Annotated in this window: 25 protein-coding genes; 18 read left to right on the top strand and 7 right to left on the bottom strand. The window is 38.0% G+C overall.

What is annotated here, in order from left to right:
* Positions 1 to 688: 688 nt before the first annotated feature.
* The 11 genes from rpmH (at position 689) to AC0VXV_RS20135 (ending at position 10971) form a co-directional block, all read left to right on the top strand.
* Positions 689 to 823 (top strand): 50S ribosomal protein L34, encoded by a 135-nt coding sequence (gene rpmH, locus AC0VXV_RS20185; protein WP_008408389.1) that lies wholly within the window; start codon positions 689 to 691, stop codon positions 821 to 823.
* A gap of 95 nt (positions 824 to 918) precedes the next feature.
* Entirely contained in the window at positions 919 to 1260 is a 342-nt protein-coding gene (rnpA, locus tag AC0VXV_RS20180) for a ribonuclease P protein component (RefSeq protein WP_008408387.1), read from the top strand.
* 131 nt (positions 1261 to 1391) lie between these two features.
* On the top strand, positions 1392 to 2174 hold the full coding sequence (gene yidC, locus AC0VXV_RS20175) for a membrane protein insertase YidC (RefSeq protein WP_475529834.1): 783 nt from the start codon (positions 1392 to 1394) through the stop codon (positions 2172 to 2174).
* On the top strand, positions 2175 to 2939 hold the full coding sequence (jag, locus tag AC0VXV_RS20170) for an RNA-binding cell elongation regulator Jag/EloR (protein WP_475529833.1): 765 nt from the start codon (positions 2175 to 2177) through the stop codon (positions 2937 to 2939).
* Between the two features lie 174 nt (positions 2940 to 3113).
* Positions 3114 to 4499, top strand: a complete 1386-nt coding sequence (gene mnmE, locus AC0VXV_RS20165; RefSeq protein ID WP_475529832.1) for a tRNA uridine-5-carboxymethylaminomethyl(34) synthesis GTPase MnmE — start codon at positions 3114 to 3116, stop codon at positions 4497 to 4499.
* A gap of 33 nt (positions 4500 to 4532) precedes the next feature.
* Positions 4533 to 6422 (top strand): tRNA uridine-5-carboxymethylaminomethyl(34) synthesis enzyme MnmG, encoded by a 1890-nt coding sequence (mnmG, locus tag AC0VXV_RS20160; RefSeq protein WP_475531506.1) that lies wholly within the window; start codon positions 4533 to 4535, stop codon positions 6420 to 6422.
* A gap of 60 nt (positions 6423 to 6482) precedes the next feature.
* The gene (gene rsmG / locus AC0VXV_RS20155; RefSeq protein ID WP_475529831.1) at positions 6483 to 7199 is read left to right on the top strand and encodes a 16S rRNA (guanine(527)-N(7))-methyltransferase RsmG; all 717 of its coding nucleotides are present in this window, start codon (positions 6483 to 6485) and stop codon (positions 7197 to 7199) included.
* A gap of 249 nt (positions 7200 to 7448) precedes the next feature.
* Positions 7449 to 8333: a nucleoid occlusion protein gene (gene noc, locus AC0VXV_RS20150; protein ID WP_475529830.1), complete on the top strand. Its 885-nt coding sequence runs from the start codon at positions 7449 to 7451 to the stop codon at positions 8331 to 8333.
* A gap of 222 nt (positions 8334 to 8555) precedes the next feature.
* The gene (locus AC0VXV_RS20145) at positions 8556 to 9317 is read left to right on the top strand and encodes a ParA family protein (RefSeq protein WP_079523590.1); all 762 of its coding nucleotides are present in this window, start codon (positions 8556 to 8558) and stop codon (positions 9315 to 9317) included.
* Positions 9310 to 10155 (top strand): ParB/RepB/Spo0J family partition protein, encoded by an 846-nt coding sequence (locus tag AC0VXV_RS20140; protein WP_475529829.1) that lies wholly within the window; start codon positions 9310 to 9312, stop codon positions 10153 to 10155. Before AC0VXV_RS20145 ends, AC0VXV_RS20140 begins: the two co-directional genes overlap by 8 nt.
* Positions 10156 to 10263: 108 nt before the next feature.
* Entirely contained in the window at positions 10264 to 10971 is a 708-nt protein-coding gene (locus tag AC0VXV_RS20135) for a DUF554 domain-containing protein (RefSeq protein ID WP_475529828.1), read from the top strand.
* On the opposite strand, the gene yyaC is transcribed toward AC0VXV_RS20135, so the two are convergent.
* Positions 10888 to 11514 (bottom strand): spore protease YyaC, encoded by a 627-nt coding sequence (gene yyaC / locus AC0VXV_RS20130; RefSeq protein WP_475529827.1) that lies wholly within the window; start codon positions 11512 to 11514, stop codon positions 10888 to 10890. The two genes, AC0VXV_RS20135 and yyaC, sit on opposite strands and share 84 nt — an antisense overlap.
* A 115-nt stretch (positions 11515 to 11629) precedes the next feature.
* Between yyaC and AC0VXV_RS20125 the strand changes: the two genes are divergently transcribed.
* The 6 genes from AC0VXV_RS20125 to rpsR all read left to right on the top strand — a co-directional run bounded on the left by AC0VXV_RS20125 (position 11630) and on the right by rpsR (position 15344).
* Entirely contained in the window at positions 11630 to 12535 is a 906-nt protein-coding gene (locus AC0VXV_RS20125; RefSeq protein ID WP_475529826.1) for a mechanosensitive ion channel family protein, read from the top strand.
* 3 nt (positions 12536 to 12538) lie between these two features.
* Positions 12539 to 12739, top strand: coding sequence for a DUF951 domain-containing protein (locus tag AC0VXV_RS20120; protein WP_079523585.1), 201 nt, complete (start codon positions 12539 to 12541; stop codon positions 12737 to 12739).
* A 128-nt stretch (positions 12740 to 12867) separates the two neighbouring features.
* Positions 12868 to 13968: a redox-regulated ATPase YchF gene (ychF, locus tag AC0VXV_RS20115; protein WP_350478716.1), complete on the top strand. Its 1101-nt coding sequence runs from the start codon at positions 12868 to 12870 to the stop codon at positions 13966 to 13968.
* A 208-nt stretch (positions 13969 to 14176) separates the two neighbouring features.
* Positions 14177 to 14467, top strand: a complete 291-nt coding sequence (gene rpsF / locus AC0VXV_RS20110; RefSeq protein ID WP_008408357.1) for a 30S ribosomal protein S6 — start codon at positions 14177 to 14179, stop codon at positions 14465 to 14467.
* A gap of 38 nt (positions 14468 to 14505) precedes the next feature.
* Complete coding sequence (gene ssb / locus AC0VXV_RS20105; protein WP_008408356.1) at positions 14506 to 15063, top strand: single-stranded DNA-binding protein; 558 nt, start codon at positions 14506 to 14508, stop codon at positions 15061 to 15063.
* Positions 15064 to 15104: 41 nt separating this feature from the next.
* A complete protein-coding gene (gene rpsR / locus AC0VXV_RS20100; RefSeq protein ID WP_172954456.1) occupies positions 15105 to 15344 on the top strand; it encodes a 30S ribosomal protein S18 in 240 nt (79 codons plus the stop codon).
* Between the two features lie 151 nt (positions 15345 to 15495).
* Here rpsR and rbsB read toward each other — a convergent pair whose 3' ends face one another.
* The 6 genes from rbsB to AC0VXV_RS20070 are packed head-to-tail and all read right to left on the bottom strand — an operon-like array spanning position 15496 to position 21137.
* The gene (gene rbsB / locus AC0VXV_RS20095; protein ID WP_475529825.1) at positions 15496 to 16434 is read right to left on the bottom strand and encodes a ribose ABC transporter substrate-binding protein RbsB; all 939 of its coding nucleotides are present in this window, start codon (positions 16432 to 16434) and stop codon (positions 15496 to 15498) included.
* Positions 16435 to 16449: 15 nt separating this feature from the next.
* Complete coding sequence (gene rbsC / locus AC0VXV_RS20090) at positions 16450 to 17391, bottom strand: ribose ABC transporter permease (protein WP_475529824.1); 942 nt, start codon at positions 17389 to 17391, stop codon at positions 16450 to 16452.
* Positions 17378 to 18874 (bottom strand): sugar ABC transporter ATP-binding protein, encoded by a 1497-nt coding sequence (locus AC0VXV_RS20085; protein ID WP_475529823.1) that lies wholly within the window; start codon positions 18872 to 18874, stop codon positions 17378 to 17380. The genes rbsC and AC0VXV_RS20085 overlap by 14 nt, the downstream gene beginning before the upstream one ends.
* A 15-nt stretch (positions 18875 to 18889) precedes the next feature.
* Positions 18890 to 19279: a D-ribose pyranase gene (gene rbsD / locus AC0VXV_RS20080; RefSeq protein WP_475529822.1), complete on the bottom strand. Its 390-nt coding sequence runs from the start codon at positions 19277 to 19279 to the stop codon at positions 18890 to 18892.
* Positions 19276 to 20154 carry a ribokinase gene (rbsK, locus tag AC0VXV_RS20075; RefSeq protein WP_475529821.1) on the bottom strand — a complete coding sequence of 293 codons (879 nt, stop codon included), beginning with the start codon at positions 20152 to 20154 and terminating at the stop codon, positions 19276 to 19278. Before rbsK ends, rbsD begins: the two co-directional genes overlap by 4 nt.
* Entirely contained in the window at positions 20151 to 21137 is a 987-nt protein-coding gene (locus AC0VXV_RS20070) for a LacI family DNA-binding transcriptional regulator (protein ID WP_475529820.1), read from the bottom strand. The genes rbsK and AC0VXV_RS20070 overlap by 4 nt, the downstream gene beginning before the upstream one ends.
* 500 nt (positions 21138 to 21637) lie before the next feature.
* Between AC0VXV_RS20070 and AC0VXV_RS20065 the strand changes: the two genes are divergently transcribed.
* Complete coding sequence (locus AC0VXV_RS20065) at positions 21638 to 22585, top strand: YybS family protein (protein WP_475529819.1); 948 nt, start codon at positions 21638 to 21640, stop codon at positions 22583 to 22585.
* The last annotated feature ends 4 nt before the right edge of the window (positions 22586 to 22589 follow it).

Genomic DNA, 22589 nt, shown 5'->3' with positions numbered 1-22589 from the left:
GCTCTTTCTTCCTTTCATTAATTCATTTCACATTCGATTCGTATATTTAAATGACAAAGCTCATACTAACAAAGATTAGTTGAGAGTCTCTTTTTTATGTGAATTTCCTTACAAATGCAAACTTTCTTGCTTACGAAAAAAGAAAGGCTCTGTTAGATGGTTAATAGGAAACAGAGCTATAAAATATATATTTTATAATTAAAAAGGAGTTCATACACATAACCACAAGTTGTGGATAAAGGTTGTTCTAGAGTAGGGGAAATCTTTGTCCACAGATTATCAACAATTGTGGATAATATATTTCCCAGAAAAGAATTCCACAAAGTAAAACACAGTTATCGTATCAAATAAAGTTAGGTATTTCAATACTTAAACGATCTTATCCACATAATCATATGTTATATACATAACAGTTGTCCACAGGTTTGTTATATGTGAAAAACCTGTAGATAAACGTTGTGGATAATTTTTAAAGGCAAAAATACTATTCACAGCATAAACTTAAATTAATTTTATAAATTGTGGATAAGTGGCAGTGTTTATCAGCAAGGGGATTATATGAGGTTTATAAGGAAAAAGAGAAAAATAAAATTGAAGCATTGACAAATAGGTTTTATTCTTTATATAATATCATGGTCTGTATGTAGAGATAGATATAGTAACGCTCGAATTCAGGAGGTGTATATAAATGAAACGCACGTACCAACCTAAAAAACGTAAGCACTCTAAAGTTCACGGTTTCCGCGCTCGTATGAGCACTAAAAACGGCCGTAACGTATTAGCTCGCCGTCGTAAAAAAGGAAGAAAAGTATTATCAGCATAAGTCCACTGAGCCACATCAGTGGTCTTTTTTTTCTTTTATCGTTGTTGAATGAGCAAAAAAAGTACCAATGATTAGATGGAGCAGGTGAATGGATCATGAATAAACGCCAACGTATAAAGAAAAATGAAGATTTTCAAAAGGTGTTTAAAAAAGGTAAGTCTTTTGCGAATCGCCAATTTGTTGTATATTGCTTGAAAAAGGAAGAACAACAGGCGTTTCGTATTGGCTTATCAGTGAGCAAAAAAGTAGGAAATGCGGTCACTCGGGTTCAAGTGAAGCGCTATATTCGCCAAGCTTTTCTGGAATTAAAAGATGAAGTAAAACAAGATATGGATTATGTTATTATCGCCAGAACGCAGGCGGCCACACTGGATTTTCACGAAACCAAAAAAAGCTTGCAGCATGTTTTAAAGGTTGCAAGAGTATATAAAGGATAGTTCCACATTTAATTGTTACTCATTCAATGCTCTAAAATTTGAATTTACAGAACAATTAGTAGTGTACGAACGTCCGTAATGGTAAAATATTGTCATAAAAATTGAATAGATTTGCTTTAGGGGGAAGAAGGTTGAAGAAAAATCTATGGATAATGCTGTCACTTGTTTCAGTAGTATTACTGCTATCAGGCTGTACAGAATTTGACCAACCAATTTCATCTGAAAGTGATGGCTTTTGGAATGAATATATTGTTTGGCCATTAGTATCATTTATCAAGCTTTTTGCTGATATGTTCGAAGGTAGTGCTGCGAATTATGCATTTGCAATTATTATCGTAACTGTTATTATTCGTCTAATCATTCTGCCTTTAACTATTAAACAAGTAAAAAGTTCTAAGAAAATGCAGGAAATGCAACCGAAGTTAAAAGAGCTGCAAGCAAAATACAGCTCAAAAGACGCGGCAACTCAGCAAAAATACCAGCAGGAAATGATGCAGTTAATGCAGACTTCTGGTGTTAACCCGTTAGCTGGATGTTTACCGATCCTTATCCAAATGCCGATCTTAATCGGTTTCTATCATGCGATTAGCCGTATGAATGCAACACCGGATGCCTTTGAATTAGGGACGTTTTTATCGGTTCCATTAGCGGAGCCAAGTATTGTATTTGCTGTTATCGCAGGTCTTATTCAGTATGTTGTATTAATGACTGGACCAGCAGTAGATAACCCGCAAATGAAAATTATGATGTACATCATGCCATTAATGATTGTTGGTTTCGGTATTATTTTACCTGCCGCATTATCATTGTATTGGGTAGTCGGAAACTTTGTATCTGTATTACAAAACCTTGTTATTTACAAACCTTGGAATAAAAATAAACCGGATGCTACCGATGCTAAAGGAGCGAAATAAGTGAAACAAACTACGCAAATAGGCGCAACAGTAGAAGAAGCGATCTCATTAGCGTTACAAAAGCTTGGCCATACTCGTGAACAAGTTGATGTGGAAGTTTTACAAGAGGGTAAAAAAGGATTTTTAGGTTTTGGGGCACGAAATGCTGAAGTTCGTGTCACAGTAAAGGAAATTGTTCAGCAGCAAGTGGATCAAGAGACGACTTCAGATTCTGCATCTGATGTGGAAGAACTGACAATTGTCGAGGAAACAATCGAGAATGAGCCGGTTTCAGCAAATGAAGATCAACCAATTCACCATGAACAACAACAAGTGGACCCCATTGAAGAGTCAAAACAGTATTTAACGAATATTGCTCTAGGAATGGGAATTACAGATTTAACAATTGACCATGAAACAGATGGTAAACATGTTTCATTTAAGTTATCGAGCGAGAAAGCAGCGTTATTAATTGGAAAGCGTGGCCTTACATTAAATGCGCTTCAACATTTAACTCAGCTCATTCTTAATAAAACAGCCAAATCGTTTATGATTTTACAAATGGATGTGGAAGATTATCGTGAGCGACGTCAAGCAGCACTTGAACAGCTGGCATTACGCATGGCGGACAAGGCTATTCGTACACGAAAACCCGTATCATTTGAACCAATGGCATCTTATGAACGAAAAATTATCCATAATGCTTTGGCAAATCGAATAGATATCGAAACGCACTCAGAAGGTGTCGAACCAAATCGATATTTAGTCATTGAGCCAGTAAAATAAAATACAGACAGATTTCGACCTATTCTTTTGGATAGGTCGTTTTTTTAATGAAAGATGGAATCAAATCTACATTACTTTAGATTTTAATAAAAATATGTTAGTCTAAATTGTTAGTTAGTATAGCACGGATGTGATTTATCCACATGTGGATAACACTGAAATAGGAGGATATAAATGGAATTCGATACGATTGCTGCGATTTCCACTCCGATGGGAGAAGGAGCTATTGCGATTGTTCGTCTGAGCGGCGATGAGGCGGTAGCGATTGCAGATAAAATATTTAAATCACCAAATCATAAGCGTCTGGCGGAAGTTGCGACACATACGATCCATTACGGACATTTGATCGACCCGAAAACCGATGAAGTGGTAGAGGAAGTTATGTTGAGCTTAATGCGCGGACCTAAAACATTTACGCGTGAAGATGTTGTCGAGATCAATTGTCATGGCGGTATTGTATCTGTTAACCGAGTACTGCAGCTTGTATTACGCTACGGTGCACGTTTAGCAGAGCCTGGGGAATTTACGAAACGTGCATTTTTAAATGGCCGTATCGACTTGTCACAGGCAGAAGCGGTAATGGATTTAATTCGTGCGAAAACCGATCGTGCAATGAATGTTGCGCTCGGCCAGATGGATGGAAAGCTTTCTCGTCTTATTACATCTTTACGCCAGGCATTATTAGAGACGTTGGCACAAGTGGAAGTAAACATTGATTATCCGGAATATGACGATGTAGAAGAAATGACGATTCCTGTACTTCTTGAAAAATGCGGTTGGGTACGAGAGGAAATTATTAAATTACTTCAAACATCATCTCAAGGCAAAATTTTACGTGAAGGTTTATCTACTGTTATTTTAGGACGTCCCAACGTGGGTAAATCATCTCTTTTAAATAGTTTAGTTCAAGAAAATAAAGCGATTGTAACCGACATTGCAGGCACAACTCGTGATATTATTGAAGAATACGTAAACGTACGCGGAGTTCCTTTACGTTTAGTTGATACAGCAGGTATTCGGGAAACAGAAGATATTGTTGAACGAATTGGTGTTGAGCGTTCGAGAGAGGCATTAAAAGATGCTGATTTAATATTGCTTGTATTAAATTACGGAGAAGAGCTTACAGAAGAAGATGAACGCCTTTTTGAAACGATTCAGGCGATGGATTATATTGTCGTTGTCAACAAGACAGATATCGAACGGAAAATCGATTTAAACCGTGTTCATGAATTGGCTGGAAAACATCGTGTCGTAACGACTTCGTTATTGAAAGAAGAAGGTGTAATTGAGCTGGAAGAAGCGATTGCAGCATTGTTCTTTGAAGGGCAAGTGGAAGCGAATGATTTAACATATGTATCAAATGCGCGACATATTGCGTTATTGCATCAAGCTCAACAAGTAATCGAAGATGCGCTTGCTGCAGCTGAATCAGGTGTACCTGTCGATATGATTCAAATCGATGTGACACGTACATGGGAGATTCTTGGTGAAATTATTGGAGACACTGTACAGGAAAGCTTAATTAATCAGCTATTCTCGCAGTTCTGTTTAGGGAAATAAATCGGAATAAAAGAGAGGAAGAACAACATGTCAATACAATACGAAGCAGGTAATTTTGACGTAATCGTTGTTGGTGCAGGACATGCAGGTGTGGAATCTGCATATGCAGCTGCGAAAATGGGTGCTAAAACGCTCATGCTTACAATTAACTTAGATATGATTGCGTTTATGCCATGTAATCCTTCAGTCGGCGGACCAGCAAAAGGAATCGTTGTTCGTGAAATTGATGCACTTGGCGGTTTAATGGGACGCATTATCGATAAAACACATATTCAAATGCGCATGTTAAATACAGGGAAAGGTCCAGCAGTACGCGCTTTACGTGCACAAGCAGATAAATTCCAATATCAGCATGAGATGAAACGGGTTTTGGAAGAAGAAGAAAACCTTCAAATTCATCAGGCAATGGTCGATGAACTAATTGTAGAGGATGGCGCAGTAAAAGGTGTCATTACACAAGTTGGAGCAATTTACCGTGCACCAGCTGTTATTATTACAACAGGTACGTTTTTACGTGGGGAAATTATTTTAGGAAATCTGAAATATTCTTCGGGTCCAAACAACCAGCAGCCATCGATTAAATTAGCGGATAACTTAAAAGAATTAGGGTTTGACTTAATTCGTTTTAAAACAGGGACACCACCACGTGTAAACAACCGTACAATTGATTATTCAAAAACGGAAATTCAACCTGGTGATGATGTACCCCGTGCATTCAGTTTTGAAACAACAGAATATATTATGGATCAGCTTCCTTGCTGGTTAACTTATACAACAGAAGAAACACATCGTACAATTGAGGAAAACCTGCATTTGTCTCCAATGTTTTCAGGGATGATTAAAGGGACAGGTCCACGTTACTGCCCATCAATTGAAGATAAAGTAACGCGCTTTAACGATAAACCGCGTCACCAGATTTTCCTTGAGCCTGAAGGACGCAATACACGTGAAGTATATGTCCAAGGTTTATCAACAAGCTTACCGGAGCATGTTCAAAAGAAATTAATCGCATCGATCCCTGGTTTGGAAAATGCCGAAATGATGCGTGCGGGCTATGCGATTGAGTACGATTCAGTTATTCCTACACAATTATGGCCAACATTAGAAACGAAAAAAATCCAAGGTCTTTATACAGCAGGTCAAATTAATGGTACTTCAGGCTATGAAGAAGCAGCAGGGCAAGGCTTAATGGCCGGAATGAATGCCGCAGCAAAAGTTTTAGGCCGTGAAGAAATTATTTTAGACCGTTCAGATGCCTATATCGGTGTATTAATAGACGACCTAGTTACAAAAGGTACGAATGAACCTTACCGTTTATTAACTTCTCGTGCAGAGTACCGTCTTCTATTACGTCATGACAATGCAGATTTACGTTTAACGGAAATCGGTTATAAAGCAGGGATGATAACGGAAGACCGTTATGCGGAGTTCCAAGGGAAAAAAGCACAGATTGAACAGGAAATCGCTCGTCTGCGTGAAATTATTATTAAGCCGAATGCGACGACACAAGAAGTCATCCGCAATGCTGGCGGCGCGGAGCTAAAAGATGGTATCCGCGGAGCAGACCTTTTAAAACGTACTGAAATGACGTATGATTTAGTTGCTTCCCTAACTCCATCAGAAGTGGAACTTCCAGGTGATGTGAAAGAGCAGATTGAAATTCAATTAAAATATGAAGGGTATATTCAAAAAGCACTTCAGCAAGTAGAGAAAATGAAGAAGCTAGAGGATAAGAAAATCCCTGAAAATATCGATTATGAGGCTATTCCAAGCTTGGCGACAGAAGCACGCATGAAGCTTAAGAGTGTTCAGCCGCTTTCAATTGCTCAAGCATCGCGTATTTCAGGTGTAAACCCTGCAGACGTTTCAATTTTACTTGTCTATATTGAGCAAGGTAAAATTGCAAAAGTAACTACGAACTGAATGATGTGAGCGTCTTTATCCAAAAAAGGCGCTCATTCTTTAATATGGAGGAGTCATTTTATGAACGAAAAGCAGTTTATCGAAGCATTGAAGGAAAAGGGTATTGAGCTTTCAGAACACCAGATTGTGCAGTTTAAAAAATATTTTGAGCTTTTAGTTGAGTGGAATGAAAAAATGAACTTAACGGCAATTACGGATTTGGAAGGCGTTTATTTAAAGCATTTCTATGATTCAATCAGTGCGTCTTTTTATTTTGATTTTACAAAAGTGACAACGGTATGCGATGTTGGTGCAGGTGCAGGCTTCCCAAGTATCCCGATTAAAATTTGCTTCCCGCATTTACAAATTACGATTGTCGATTCACTTAATAAACGAATTACATTTTTAAATCATTTAACAAATGAGTTAAACTTGGAACATATGACATTTGTTCATGCCCGTGCTGAAGAATTTGGTCAAAATGCAGTATATCGCGAGAAATTTGATGTTGTCACAGCCCGCGCGGTAGCACGTCTTTCTGTATTATCAGAGCTATGTATTCCATTAGCAAAAGAAGGCGGTTATTTTGTTGCATTAAAAGCTGCAGCAGGTGCAGAAGAATTAAAAGATGCGACAAAGGCCATCTCTACATTAGGCGGAAAATTAATAGAGGAGTTTGCATTCCATTTACCGGTAGAGGAAAGCGAACGTTCACTTTATGTATTTGATAAAGTAAAATCAACACCAAAAAAATACCCACGTAAACCAGGTGTTCCTAATAAAACACCAATTAAATAAAAAAATTAACCAAATTTGAAATATATCCGTCTTTTGCTGCATATATATTTATATTTATGTTTTTTTAGTGGATAGAAAAATATAAGTTTATTTTGAAATACAAATGGGTAAAGACATTATTTTGTCCTTTTTTAGGCAAAATCTTTCTTTCTCGTAAATTACTATTCATTGAACACTGTACATTTTTGAATGAATCAGAAATAATATTGTATATGAGGTAGACAGTTTCCTAAAGGTGGTGCCACACGGATGAAAAGTACTTTTTCACGTTTTTTCGGAGGCGGGAGCAAAGAGCCTGAAGTAAAAAGTGAAGTAGAAGTAATAGAGAATATCTCGATGGCTTCAGAAGAAGTAGTTAAAATTCCAATAGACAAAATCATTCCGAACCGTTATCAGCCACGTACAGTTTTTGATGATGAGAAGATTGAAGAATTAGCAAGAACTATTCATACACATGGCGTCATTCAACCAATTGTGATTCGTCCAATAAATAATGACGCAGATAAATATGAAATAATTGCCGGTGAGCGACGTTATCGAGCGATGAAATCCCTACAATGGACAGAAGTGCCTGCTATTGTACGCAATTTAAATGATCGAGAAACGGCGTCTATTGCCCTGATTGAAAACCTTCAACGTGAGGAATTAACAGCAATTGAAGAAGCGCTTGCTTATCAACAATTATTAGGATTGCATCAGCTTACACAAGAAGCACTTGCACAACGTCTTGGTAAAGGACAATCAACAGTTGCTAATAAATTGCGTTTATTAAAGTTGCCTCAATTTGTTCAGGATGCTATTTTAAATCGTGAAATTTCGGAACGTCATGCCCGGGCTTTAATTGTAGTCAAAGATGAGCAATTACAAATGCAGCTCATTGCAGCGACAAAAGAGTTTGATTGGAATGTTAGACAACTTGAAGAGCAAATTCAAAAAATTCTAAATCCCGATGAGCCAGAGATAAAAAAACGTAAACCAAGCAGAAAAGCGATAAGCAAAGATGTGCGTATTGCCCTTAATACGATCAAGCAGTCGTTATCGATGGTGACGAAAAGTGGAATTAATGTGAAAACGGAGGAAGAGGATACAGACGATTACTACCAAATCACTGTAAAAATTCCGAAGAGAAAATAAATTATTGAACTGCCCGAAAGATAATGACTTTCTAGGCAGTTTTTTTAATAGATTAGTAGGATCAGCAAGTTTTTTTAAAATAAATTTAGTTTCATAGCATCGTTTTCTAACATTTTTTGTTAAGATAATAGAAATAGTATTATTAAAGGAAGATTTAGTCATCCGAGATTTTTAGACTTTAAAAATATACCTAAATTGAAGTGATGAAAGCAGGTGCGGATATTGGGACGTATTATTGCGATAGCCAATCAAAAAGGTGGCGTTGGAAAAACGACAACCTCTGTTAACTTAAGTGCATGTTTAGCTTTTTTAGGAAAGAAAGTATTAATAATCGATATCGACCCACAAGGAAACGCTTCAAGCGGATTAGGTGTTCGAAAAGGTGATTTAGAAAGCTGTGTATACGACGTTTTGATTAATGATGAAGATATTAAAGGCGTCATTCAACAAACGGATGTAGAAAATTTATATATTGTCCCTGCTACAATATCATTGGCAGGTGCTGAAATTGAGCTTGTGTCCACAATTTCTCGTGAAGTTCGACTGAAAAAGTCATTGCAGGAGATAAAAAATAATTTTGATTTCATTATTATTGATTGTCCGCCATCACTTGGCTTATTAACAATTAATGCGCTGACTGCCTCCGATGCACTGATCATCCCGGTCCAATGTGAATATTACGCATTAGAGGGGTTGAGTCAGTTGCTTTCGACAGTCCGACTTGTCCAAAAACATTTGAACAAGGAGTTAATGATTGATGGCGTGTTGCTCACAATGCTGGATGCCCGTACGAATTTAGGGCTTCAAGTAATTGATGAAGTAAAACGCTATTTCCAGGATAAAGTATATCGTTCGATAATTCCGCGTAATGTGCGGTTAAGTGAGGCACCGAGCCATGGTAAACCGGTAATTTTATATGATTCAAAATCACGCGGAGCAGAAATTTACTTAGAGTTTGCAAGGGAAGTGATTAAAAATGGTTAAAGGTTTAGGTAAAGGAATTGATGCACTTTTTCGTGAAGAAGCCGTACATAAGGAAGACCAGGTACAGCAAATTGCAGTAGGAAAAATTTTAGCAAATCCATTTCAGCCACGTAAAATCTTTGATGAAACTGCAATTGAAGAATTAGCTAGCTCTATTATTGAACATGGTATTATTCAACCGATTGTCGTACGTAAAAATGCTAGAAAATATGAAATTGTAGCAGGAGAACGCCGTTATCGTGCAGCTGTCAGTGCAGGTTTAACTGAAGTACCTGTCATTGTAAAAGACTTTAATGAACAGCAAATGATGGAAGTTGCCATTTTGGAAAACTTGCAACGTGAAGATTTAACTCCAATTGAAGAGGCGGAAGCATACAACAGTTTAATTGTGAAACTGAATTTTACACAAGATGATTTAGCGAAACGATTAGGAAAAAGCCGTCCGCATATTGCTAACTTAATCCGTCTGTTGCAATTGCCGGAAGACATTCGAGACCTTGTCAACGCAGGAAAACTGACAATGGGGCATGGCCGTGCATTGCTTGGATTAAAAAATAAAAGACGTATACCTGAAGTGGCACATAAAGTAATAAAGGACCATCTTAATGTTCGCCAATTGGAAAAGTATATTCAAGATTTAAATGAGGCCGTTTCACGTGAAACAAAGCCGACCAAAAAGGATATTCATACACAGGCAACAGAGTCTCAATTACGTGATTACTTTGGAACACAAGTACAAATCAAAAAAGCTAAGAACAAAGGTAAAATTGAAATTGAGTTTTATTCAGATGATGATTTGCATCGCATTTTGGAAATATTAAATATGGAACAACAATAAAAAGTGCTGAGCGGAAAGTTTCAGCACTTTTTTTATGAACAGTTATAATATAAAAAGTATAATACATAAATTGAATTTGTTAGACAGCAAATAGAAAGAGGAAATTTCATGGTATTACTAGGTTCTCTGTTAAATGCATTATTTATTATTATCGGTGCAATGGTCGGCCGTATCTTTAAGAATATTCCGGAATCCATGCAGCAGACAGTGTTATCCATTATCGGTTTAGTTGTTGCGCTATTAGGAATTCAAATGGGATTGGAGAGTACGAATTTTATTCTCCTTATAGTCAGTCTAATCATTGGTGCGGTCATCGGTGAATGGCTCGACCTTGAAGGGAAGTTTAATCGCCTCGGTCAATGGATTGAATCCCTTTTTGGAAAGCGCGCACAAAAAGGAACGATTGCAGAGGGTTTTGTTACTGCAACGCTCATTTTTGTTATTGGCTCAATGGGGATTCTCGGTGCTCTTGATAGTGGCTTGCGCAATGATCACAATATCCTCATCACTAAAGGGATTATCGATGGATTTATGTCGATTATATTAAGTTCAACTTTAGGAATAGGTGTCTTACTATCGGCGGTTCCTGTACTTTTATATCAAGGCTCGATTGCTTTATTTGCAGGCGTTATTAGTACATATATTCCTAGTGAAGCACTGGACCTATTCATCACAGAAATGACGGCAACAGGCGGTATTATGATTATGGCAATCGGTTTGAATATTGCCGGATTAACGAAAATCCGTATAGCCAATCTGCTGCCAGCGATTTTGATGGTCGGGATACTCGTGGCGATTATTTTTCCGTTTCAGTAAATGGCGCTGCCATGCTAAAACAAGTGCACGAACAATTTTATCACTCATAGAATACGTAACATGCAGTCTCGTATTTTGTAATACTTTAGCTTCCATAAAGCCTCCTACGTTAACAATTCCTTTAACTGATATGTTACCGATAGGGGGCAACTCTTTTTTCACGGCTTTTCCGGGATAAAGAGGACCCTGTTGGATTAGAATAGAACCAATCGCATTTGATTCACCTAAACATGCATCAATTGCAATAATAAAAGGTTGTTCTTTTTCATTAATAAGCTGTTCGTAACGCTCTACTATATTAAGCGCATGAAGCGGTGCCTGCAATGTTCCAACGACCGGAAACGGAAATGAAAAAGTTTGGTGCAGCTGGCTGCCGATAATTGGACCTAGTGCATCACCTGTAGATCGGTCTGTACCGATACAGCAAAAAATAAGTTCTTCATGGTCAAACGGAATCGTTTTTAAAAAGATTTCGCTCAGCTCCCAAACCGCGCTCGTCTGCTCGTAATGGACGCTATAATTTTGAGGACAGGCTTGTGTCATATTATCACTCCTTTAATTTTTTGATTTAAGTAGATTACTCGAGATATAAGCTAAAATACGATATATTTATGCAGTATATTCAATTTTAAAGTTTGTTATACAAGAGGTGGTAAATTTGGAAAAAGATTTGAAATTAGATTTAGAGGAATTTGCTGAAACGGATATTAAAGGGCTCGCAGACTATACGACAAAACTTTGGGAATACGTCACAAGTACTGAATTTTTGGTAAAGATTCTGGCAGCCAGCGCAAAAATTCTGGCAATCATCGTTATTTCATATCTTGTCGTTTTTATTGGCAAGAAGATCATTCATCGAGTGTTTATGCTTCGTGTAAGAAATAATGAGCGTCGACAGCTTACGATTGTAAAGCTGCTGCAAAGCGTACTGAGCTATTTAGTGTACTTCTCCGCCATTATGGGAATTTTATCGGCTATGAATATACAAATTGCCGGGTTACTGGCAGGGGCAGGTATTGCTTCTGTGGCCATTGCATTTGGTGCGCAAAACTTAGTGAAGGATGTTATTACAGGATTTTTCATTATTTTAGAGGATCAGTTCGGTGTAGGGGATTTTGTGAAAATAAATACGGCTGAAGGTACTGTAATGGAAATTGGCCTTCGTACAACGAAAGTAAAGGGAGTAACAGGAGAACAATTTATTATTCCAAACGGCAGTATTGTAGACGTTATCAACTATTCTATCAACAACTCAAAAGCTACTATTAATATGCAAATTCCGCTTGATGTCAATATTGAAAAAGTTCAAATGGTTATACAAAACTATCTGGATACGTTACCGCAAAAATATGAGGAACTTGTTTCTGCTCCTGTCTTTTTAGGTGTCACAAATACGACAAGCACAGAAGCGACAATTGCTATTACAATAGAAACATTACCATTACAGCAATATTCAATATCGCGAATTATTAGGAAAGATGTAATCGACATCTTAACACGCAACGGTATTCCTCTTGCTGTACCAAAAATGATGTTTTATGAGCGAAATCAGGGAGGAGAATAATAGATGGAAGCAAAGCAGTACGGTCTTAATGACGTTGTGGAAATGAAAAAACAACATCCTTGTGGCACAAACGAATGGAAAGTAATTCGATTAGGTGCCGATATTCGCATAAAATGTGAGGGTTGCGGACATAGCGTTATGATTCCACGCCGCGAATTTGAGAAAAAAATGAAAAAAATTTTACGCCAGGCAGAAGAAGTTTAAAAGCAAAATAGACTTTTATGCCCGCAATCAATATAATAGACAAGGTTGTAAAATTTAATGGACAGAAAAATCCATAAATGAATTAATAATAAATTTAAATGAACTGAACATAGAAAGGTTGTGTCAATATGGCATTAACAGCTGGTATTGTTGGTTTACCTAACGTAGGAAAATCCACTTTATTCAACGCAATTACAAAAGCAGGTGCTCTTGCGGCTAACTATCCGTTCGCAACAATCGAACCAAACGTTGGCAGCGTAACTGTTCCGGATGAGCGTTTAGACAAATTAACAGAATTAGTAGTACCAAAGAAAACAGTTCCGACAACTTTTGAATTCACAGACATCGCAGGTATCGTAAAAGGTGCTTCTACTGGTGAAGGTTTAGGAAACAAATTCCTTGCTCACATTCGTGAAGTAGATGCAATTTGCCAAGTTGTTCGTTGTTTTGAAGATGAAAATATTACGCACGTTTCGGGTACAGTAAACCCGATCGATGACATTGAAGTTATTAATTTAGAGTTAATTTTAGCGGATATGGAATCAGTGGATAAACGTATTGCACGTGTAGCAAAAATGGCGAAGCAAAAAGATAAAGAAGCAATGGTGGAAGAGCCAATTCTTCAAAAGCTAAAAGAAGTATTAGAAGCTGAAAAACCTGCCCGCGCTGCAGACCTTTCAGATGACGAGAAAAAAGTCATCAAAGGTTTACACTTATTAACGATTAAACCAATGCTTTATGTTGCGAACGTTTCTGAGGATGAGGTAGCGGATCCATCTGAAAACAAGTATGTAAAAATGGTACAAGAATACGCAGCAGCTGAAGGCGCTCAAGTAATTACTGTTTGTGCGAAAATTGAAGAAGAAATCTCTGAGTTGGAAGACGATGAGAAAAAAGAATTTTTAGCTGAATTAGGAATTGCTGAATCAGGTTTAGACCAATTGATTAAAGCTTCATACAGCCTATTAGGTTTAGCTACTTACTTTACAGCTGGTGTGCAGGAAGTTCGTGCATGGACATTCCGCAAAGGTATGAAAGCACCTCAATGTGCCGGTATTATTCACTCTGACTTTGAACGCGGCTTTATCCGTGCTGAAACAGTAGCATATACGGATTTAGTAGAGTACGGTTCAAAGCCGGCTGCAAAAGAAGCGGGCCGAGTGCGCGCTGAAGGTAAAGAATACGTAGTGCAAGACGGCGACGTATTGGAGTTCTTATTTAACGTATAATTAGTAGACGCTTTGTGAGTAGAAATTATCCTCACAAAGCGTTTATTTATATATGAAATAAATTTATTTCATTAATAATAAGAGATGTAGCCAGTTGCATAGAAATAACAACTATGATACAATTCATTGATGTGAGTAATAGAAGTTACTTACTCCTTGCTCCCTATTTAGTAGGAGAGCCCAAGTCCATAAGGAGGTGCAAACACAAATGAGAAAGTACGAATTAATGTACATCATCCGCCCAAACATTGAAGAAGAAGCGAAGAAAGCTTTAGTAGAGCGTTTCCAAGAAATCTTAACTTCAAATGGTGCAGAGATCACAGAAGCAAAAGATTGGGGTAAGCGTCGTTTAGCTTACGAAATCAATGACTTCCGCGAAGGTTTCTACCAAATCGTGAAAGTTAACGCTGGTACTGAAGCTATCAACGAATATACTCGTCTAGCTAACATCAGCGAAGACATCATCCGTCACATCGCAGTACGCGAAGAAGACAAATAATTTTTAAACTTAAATGCTGAAAAAAGGAGGGTGCATTGATGATTAACCGTGTCGTATTAGTCGGAAGACTTACAAAGGATCCAGAGCTTCGTTACACACCGAGTGGAGTTCCAATGGCACGCTTTACGATTGCCGTAAACCGTACATTTTCGAGCCAGTCTGGTGAACGCGAAGCAGATTTCATAGGCTGTATCGCCTGGAGAAAACAAGCTGAAAACTTAGCAAACTTCATGAGAAAAGGGAGTTTGATTGGTGTAGAAGGTCGTATTCAAACAGGTAGCTTTGAAGGACAAGATGGAAAGCGTGTGTATACAACAGATGTCGTTGCTGATTCAGTGCAGTTCTTAGAACCACGTGGAGGAGCTAATGCATCACAAGGTGCACCAAGCCAACAATACGGTGGAGGGCAAAATTATGGTGGTCAGCCATCTTATAATCAGCCTAACCAACAATTTGGAGGCGCGCAATCTCAGGATTCTTACGGTTCTTATCAACAGCCAGCTCAAAATCAGCAAAACTATACACGTGTAGATGAAGATCCATTTGCAAACAGTAAAGGACCGATTGAAGTATCTGAAGACGATTTACCGTTCTAAGAACTTCACATCTATAATTAAAAATTAAAAGGAGGAACACGATAATGGCACCACGTCGCGGAGGCCGCAAACGCCGTAAAGTTTGCTACTTCACTTCAAATAACATTACGCACATCGACTACAAAGATGTAGATCTTTTAAAGAAATTCATCTCTGAGCGCGGTAAAATTTTACCACGTCGCGTAACTGGTACTTCTGCTAAATACCAACGTAAACTTACATCTGCAATCAAAGTTTCACGTATTATGGCATTACTACCATTCGTAGCTGAAGAAAAATAATTTTTCTTGAAAGTACAGCATAGGCTTAATCGCCTCTGTTGTACTTTTTTTGTTGTATGAGAAGTTTTTATAGTTCCATAACAAAGGCTGCCACAAAATTACTTGTGACAGCCTGAGAGGTGCAGTAGCCTATTTGCAGGCTATTGCATTATTATTTTGTAATTAATTCAAGATTGACTGGAATCACTTCTTCAACCGTCTCACCGTTTAAATGAGCAATAGCTGTTTCCATTGCGATTTTTCCAATCTCATCAGGTTTTTGCGCAACCGTTGCAGCTAAACTTCCTGCTTTTACTGCAGCTACCGCATCGTCAGTCGCATCAAAGCCGACTACTACAATCTTCTTACCTGAAGCCGAAATTGCTTCTTGTGCACCTAATGCCATTTCGTCATTGTGTGCAAATACGGCTGTAACATCCGGATTGGACTGCAGAATGTTCTCCATAACTGTTAAGCCTTCTGAACGGTTAAAGTTCGCTGTTTGCTTTGCAACGACGTCTAATATACCTGTGACAGCTTCATTGAATCCTTGTCCACGATCACGCGCAGCAGATGATCCTGCGACACCTTCCAATTCAACAACTTTAGCACCTTCACCAACCAACTCTGTAATATAGTCTCCAGCCAGCTTTCCGCCAGCTACATTATCAGAGGCGATATGTGATACGACTTCGCCGCCTTCAGATGAACGGTCTACCGTGATGACCGGGATATTTAAAGCATTAGCAGATTCAACTGCAGTTGCAACAGCAACAGAATCTACCGGGTTAATGATGATTAGATCAACGTTTTGTTGGATTAAATCTTCAATATCGGAAGCTTGCTTGGATGCATTATCCTGCGCATCTACAATCGTTGTTTTCACACCGAGCTCTTTTGCCTTTGCTTCTGCATTTTCACTTAGCGTTACGAAGAAAGGGTTGTTTAAAGTTGAAATAGATAAACCGATTGTCAATGTATCATTACTGCTTTCTGTAGTTGTAGCCGATGTTCCAAAAGAAGGTTCCAAAGAGAAGCCTGGTTTTACCGAACAAGCCGACAGTATCACAGTGGCCAAAAGTGCCATTAATAATATTAATTGTTTTTTCACGCTAATGACCTCCTTCTACGCTGTTTTTTTACGGTCAATTAACACCGCGATTAAAATAACAATTCCTTTTACTACTTGCTGGAAGAATGAAGAAACACCGATTAAGTTCAATCCGTTATTCAACACACCGATAATCAAGGCACCTACTAATGTACCGAAAATCCATCCCTTACCGCCTGTTAAACTTGTCCCACCTAATACAACTGCTGCAATTGCATCCAATTCATAAGATGTCCCTGCTGTTGGCTGTGCAGAGTTTAGACGAGATGTTAAAACCAGCGCAGATAAAGCTGCTAGCATACCTGTTAATGAGTACACGGCAATTTTTATACGATCCACATTGATTCCTGATAATTTAGAAGCCGCTTCATTACCGCCTACTGCATAAACACGGCGACCGAATGTTGTTTTATGCATAATTATATATAACACAATGAAAGCTAGAATCATTGTACAAACTGGAACTGGAATACCGAAGAAATATCCTTTACCCAACATTTGAAATGTAATTTCATTTCCTAAGTCTGAAACAGGGCGACCATCTGTATATACTAATGTTAATCCGCGATAAATTGTCATTGTTGCCAATGTCGCGATGAATGGTGCTACTTTTCCTTTTGCAATAATGACACCATTTACAGCACCAAGAACGGCACCTAATAATAAGGCTGCCAGAATTGTTAATACAGGATCTATTCCTGAAGCGAGCATTGTGGCAGCTACGGCACCTGTAAGGGCCAATGTCGATCCAACCGATAAATCGATCCCGCCAGTTAAAATAACAAATGTCATACCAAATGCGATAAGCGCACTAATCGAAACTTGACGTAAAATATTTAAAATATTATCTGTTGTCATAAAGCTTGGATTTAAAATCGTAATGACAATTACAATTAAAAATAATCCTAAAAGAGGACCTAGCTTTCCTAACATTTCTTTTGAGCTAGTTTTTAACAATTTCTTCTCCTCCTGTTGCGTAATGCATAATAGTTTCTTGTGTTAAGTCAACATTGTCTAACATAGCTGTTTGGCGTCCTTCGTGCATGATCATTACACGGTCAGCCATACCTAACACTTCCGTTAGCTCTGAGGAAATCATTAAAATGGCTACACCTTCCTCGGCCAACTGATTCATAATTGAGTAAATTTCTTTTTTTGCACCGATATCAACACCGCGAGTAGGTTCGTCCAAAATTAAAATATCCGGTTTTGTACTTAACCACTTTGCGATAACTACTTTTTGCTGATTACCTCCGCTTAATGAGCCGACAGCCTGTGTCGCATCACTGCAGCGAATATTTAGCTGCTCAATATATTTCGCAGCATGCAATTGCTCTTGTTGTGGTTGGATAAAGCCACTTTTTGCAATCGTTTTCAAATTTGTTAAAAACATATTTTCCTTAATTGAAAAATCCAGTACAAGACCTTCTGTTTTACGGTCTTCCGTCACAAATCCAATTCCGTATTTCATTGCTTGAATCGGGTTTTTAATCGTCGCTTTTTCTCCGTGAATGAAAATATCACCTTTAGACTTTTTAAGATTACCGAAAATCGCCTGTGCCACTTCTGTACGGCCTGCACCCATTAAACCGGCAAATGCTAAGATTTCACCTTTACGAATCTGGAAGTTAATATCTTTGCATACCGCAGGACATGTTAACCCTTTTACTTCTAGAGCAACGTCCCCAATTTTTGTATTACGGCTTGGATAACGTTCACCAAGCTCACGTCCGACCATCATTTTAACGATTTCATCAAAAGTTGTTTTTGGAATTTCACGAACACCAACATACTCACCATCACGTAAAATCGTAATACGATCACAAATTGCAAAAATCTCTTCCATACGATGTGAAATATAAACAAACGAAATACCTTTTGCTTTCAGTTCTCTAATCGTTTCAAAAAGTGTTTCAATTTCACGATCTGTAAGGGCAGCTGTCGGTTCATCCATTACGATATACTTTGCTTCTGAATTAATAGCTTTGGCAATTTCAATCAGCTGTTGTTTTCCGACTGATAGTGAACCGGCAGGCTGACGTACATCAATATGCAAACCCAGTTTTGCCAACAGTGCCTTTGCTTCTTTATTCATTTCGCGCGTACGAAGGAATCCCGTACGACCGATTGTTTTTTCTTTTCCTAAAAACAGGTTTTCTGCTACAGATAAATGCGGCAGAATATTTAATTCTTGGTGAATTACGTGAATGCCTAAGTTTTCTGCGTCTTTTGCTGAAGTAAATGTATACGACTGACCGTCAACTAGCACGTCACCATTGTCACGCGAGTAGATACCGGCCAAAATTTTCATCATCGTTGATTTACCGGCACCATTTTCACCCATTAAGGCATGGATTTCCCCGTCTAACAAGGTGAACTCAACATTGTTTAATACGACGTTGCCATTGAATGCTTTTCTTATGCCCTTCATTTCAATCATGTTCCGTCACCTACCTTAGAAAATTACGCCGCTTTGTAGCATGATATTGGCGTATGGTGTCATTTCACCTGTACGAATAATGACCTTTGCTTCACTCGACATCTTTTTGAATTGTTCGTGTGATATATATGAAACCGGTTCCACAATTTTCAATAAAGAAGAATGAATTGTTTCGTTTGCAGTTACTATTTCTTCTGCTAAGTAACTATGTTCTACTTCTAGATCTTCTAGAACAACTTCTAAAACCGTCATAAATCCTGGTTCTCCAAGTTTGTATGCTAAATCGATACATGTAACGCCGTCCGGAATCGGTAAGCCGCAATCGGCAATAACAATTTTGTCTGTATGACCTAAGCGTGCAAATATACCGGCTAATTCGCGATTTAAAATGCCTTGTTTTTTCATTTTGCGCCTTCCTTTCGAGCAGTTACTTCCTCTAATTTTGGCATACCACCTTGGGCTCCAAATTTTTCAACGGATAATGACGCCGCTATATTCGCAAAGAATACTGCTTCTTCAATCGACTGACCGTTTGTAATAGCATGTGCAAATGCACCGTTAAATGTATCACCGGCACCTGTTGTATCAACAGCCGTCGTTTTATGTCCTTTTACATGAATATGTTTTGTTCCATCAAAGTAGCATGCACCATCTTCACCTAATGTTACGATTAACTGATTTGGGTATTTTTCTAATGCTGCTACAACATTGTCTCCGAAAAGTAAGGCACATTCAGTTTCGTTTGGTGTTAAGTATTTAATATACGGCATCCACTCAATATCGAAGTTTGCTGCCGGGGCAGGGTTGAATAGTACCGGTACTTGAAGCTCTTTACATAACTTTAAGCTGTACTTAATCGTTTCTACTGGAATTTCAAGCTGCATTACTACTAACTGACTGTTTTCAATAACAGTTTTTGCTGAAGCAATCTCTTCTGGTGTTACTTTAGAGTTTGCGCCTGGTACAACGACAATACGATTGTCTGATTCGTGGAGTAAAATATTTGCAATGCCTGTAGCACCATTTGTATTTATCACTAAGCTTGTATCTATATTTTCTTCATTCAGATTCGCACGCAGCTCCGTACCGAAGCTGTCTGTGCCGACAGCACCTAACATTTTAACTTGGCTGCCTAAGCGTGCAGCAGCTACTGCCTGATTCGCACCTTTACCGCCTGGAATCGTTGTAAATAAGCTTCCTAAAATAGTTTCACCTTTTTTAGGGAATACATCCATTTGAACGACTAAATCCATATTGATGCTTCCTATTACTGTAATCATTTTGCAGCTTCCTTTCTTGTCGTCCCTCGCACAATTAGTTGTGGATCTATATTTAATACCGTTTGTATCAATTCTTTGCCTTCAATCTGTTCAATTAACATTGTTGCGGCTGCAGTACCCATTTTGTATAAATCTTGACCGACCGTTGTTAATGGGGGTGATACCATTTCACCGAGTGAAATACCATCAAAGCCTACAATTTGCAGTTCTTCCGGTACGCGCTTACCAAGCTTATGCGCGATATGAAGTGCAGCAATGGCTAATGTATCACTGCTTGCGAAAATACCATCAATCTGCGGATTTATTGTTAAAATCTGTTCTATCGCTTCAGCAGCAATTTTAAAATCAAATGATGTTGTTATTACAATTGACTCTAGTCCTTGTTTATTCATTGCTTCAAGAAATCCTGTAAGGCGATCATCCGCGGTTTTTAAACCTTGTGGACCACGTATACATAGTAAATTTCCTGCTCCATGAGTAAGTAAGTACTCCGCCCCGATCCTGGCTCCTTTTTGGTTATCGGTAGCCACAGTTGGGACTGTTGCATCGATTATTCGGTCAAGAGCAACAATTGGTGTATTGATGGACATATAAACAGAAGGATCCAGCAAGCTTGTTGCCACTATTAAGCCGGCAACATACGTTTGTGATAGGCGCTCTATATATAACAATTCTTTTTCCATCTGGTCGTCTGAATTGCAAAGAACAACAGTATAACCATAAGACAATGCCATGTCTTCCACTGCACGCGCCAGTTCTGGGAAATATGGATTTTTTATATCCGGAACAATGAGACCAATAATATTGGATTGTTTTTTACTTAATGAACGTGCAACACTGCTTGGCTTATAATCCAGCTCAAGAATTGCCTGTTCAATACGTTCTGATGACTTTTTACTGACATAACCATTTTGGTTTAAGTAGCGTGATACTGTTGCCACAGAAAGATTTGCAACATTTGCTACATCTTTAATGTTAACCATCTATTCGCCCCCTAAACAAAATGTGTTACCGGTTACATAATATATGCTATACAATACAAATTGTCAACGAAATAAAGGACATAAAAGACAGAGAAACGGCTTTTAATACGTAGAACCTAGTTATTCAGACAAAAAATACTCCATATTAAGCTATACTAAAAAAATCATAATGACATACTAATAATTTCTTTTGTTTTCTATTCGATGGATTTCTACCCTATATATTGGGCATATTCCAGTATTTGCATTCCCCTATAATGCTTTAGGTGTAAGCAGATTTTTTTAAGTAGTAGGAGAAGGTAATGGGAATGTCATAATGGATTGATGCAATTCATTCTTCTTGTCGTAACGGTTAGTTTGTTTGACCATGCAAAAATGGTACAATAGGAAGGTGAGAAAAGTTGAAAGTAGACTGGTCGAAAAGCCGACCAAATGTAATAGCAAAGTTTGAAAAGCCCTTGCATTATAGTCTAGCGAACAACAGATAAGGAAGGTTCTCCATGCAAAATAATCAATCAAGAAAGCTGGCACATGGTGCAATGATGATTGCGCTGTTCACTGTACTGATGGCAATCGTATTTTATATTCCACTGGCGAATATTATTGCGGCGATTATTGCTCCATTACCGATGATTTGGTATAGCGCAAACTATAATCGGAAGTCATCGCTTTTAGTCGCAGTGATTGCTGTATTTATTACTTTTTTTATTGGTGGACTGCTATTACTACCCGCTTCATTAATATTTGCAGCAGCAGGTGTAGCGATAGGGGATGCTATTTATCATAAAAAGAGTAAAGTATTTATGTTTATCTCAACGAGTATTGTCCTGCTGATCACATTTGCGATTCAGTATTTAATTTCATTGCGTTTGTTTGAAGTAGATTTTATTCGGGATTCTCTTGGGCTCATGAAGACGAGCTATATGGAATCGATTAAAATGACGGAAAGTCTGACTGGACAACCTGTGCCCAAAGAAACAATGGAATTGGCGAATACAATGTTAAATACGTTGGAAATGACAATACCGGCTTCAATTACATTTGCCATGTTATTTTTAACATTTATTATTATCACTGTTAATTTACCGATTTTAAAGCGTTTAAAAGTAGACGTACCAAAGTTTGCGAAGTTTAGTGAATTACGTTTACCACGATCAGTGTTATGGTATTACTTAATCGCTTTATCAGTGAATTTATTCGTTCGTCCAGAAGCCGGTTCTTCATTGGCTATTATTATGCTAAATATTTCAATGGTATTATGGGTATTATTAACAATACAAGGTATCTCATTTATACATTTTGTCATTGATGCGTTTGGCTATCCGAAGTTTATAAAGGTTTTAAGTACAATTTTAGCAATACCTCTCTATTCGTTTGTTATTTTAGTAGGTATTGTTGATTTAGGCTTTAATGCACGTAGTTACATTCGAGAAAAGAGTCAGAAATGAGGAG

Source organism: Solibacillus sp. iso_87 (assembly GCF_056173085.1).
Note: the sequence above shows the minus strand (reverse complement) of the source record. Positions and strands in the feature narration are given on the sequence as shown.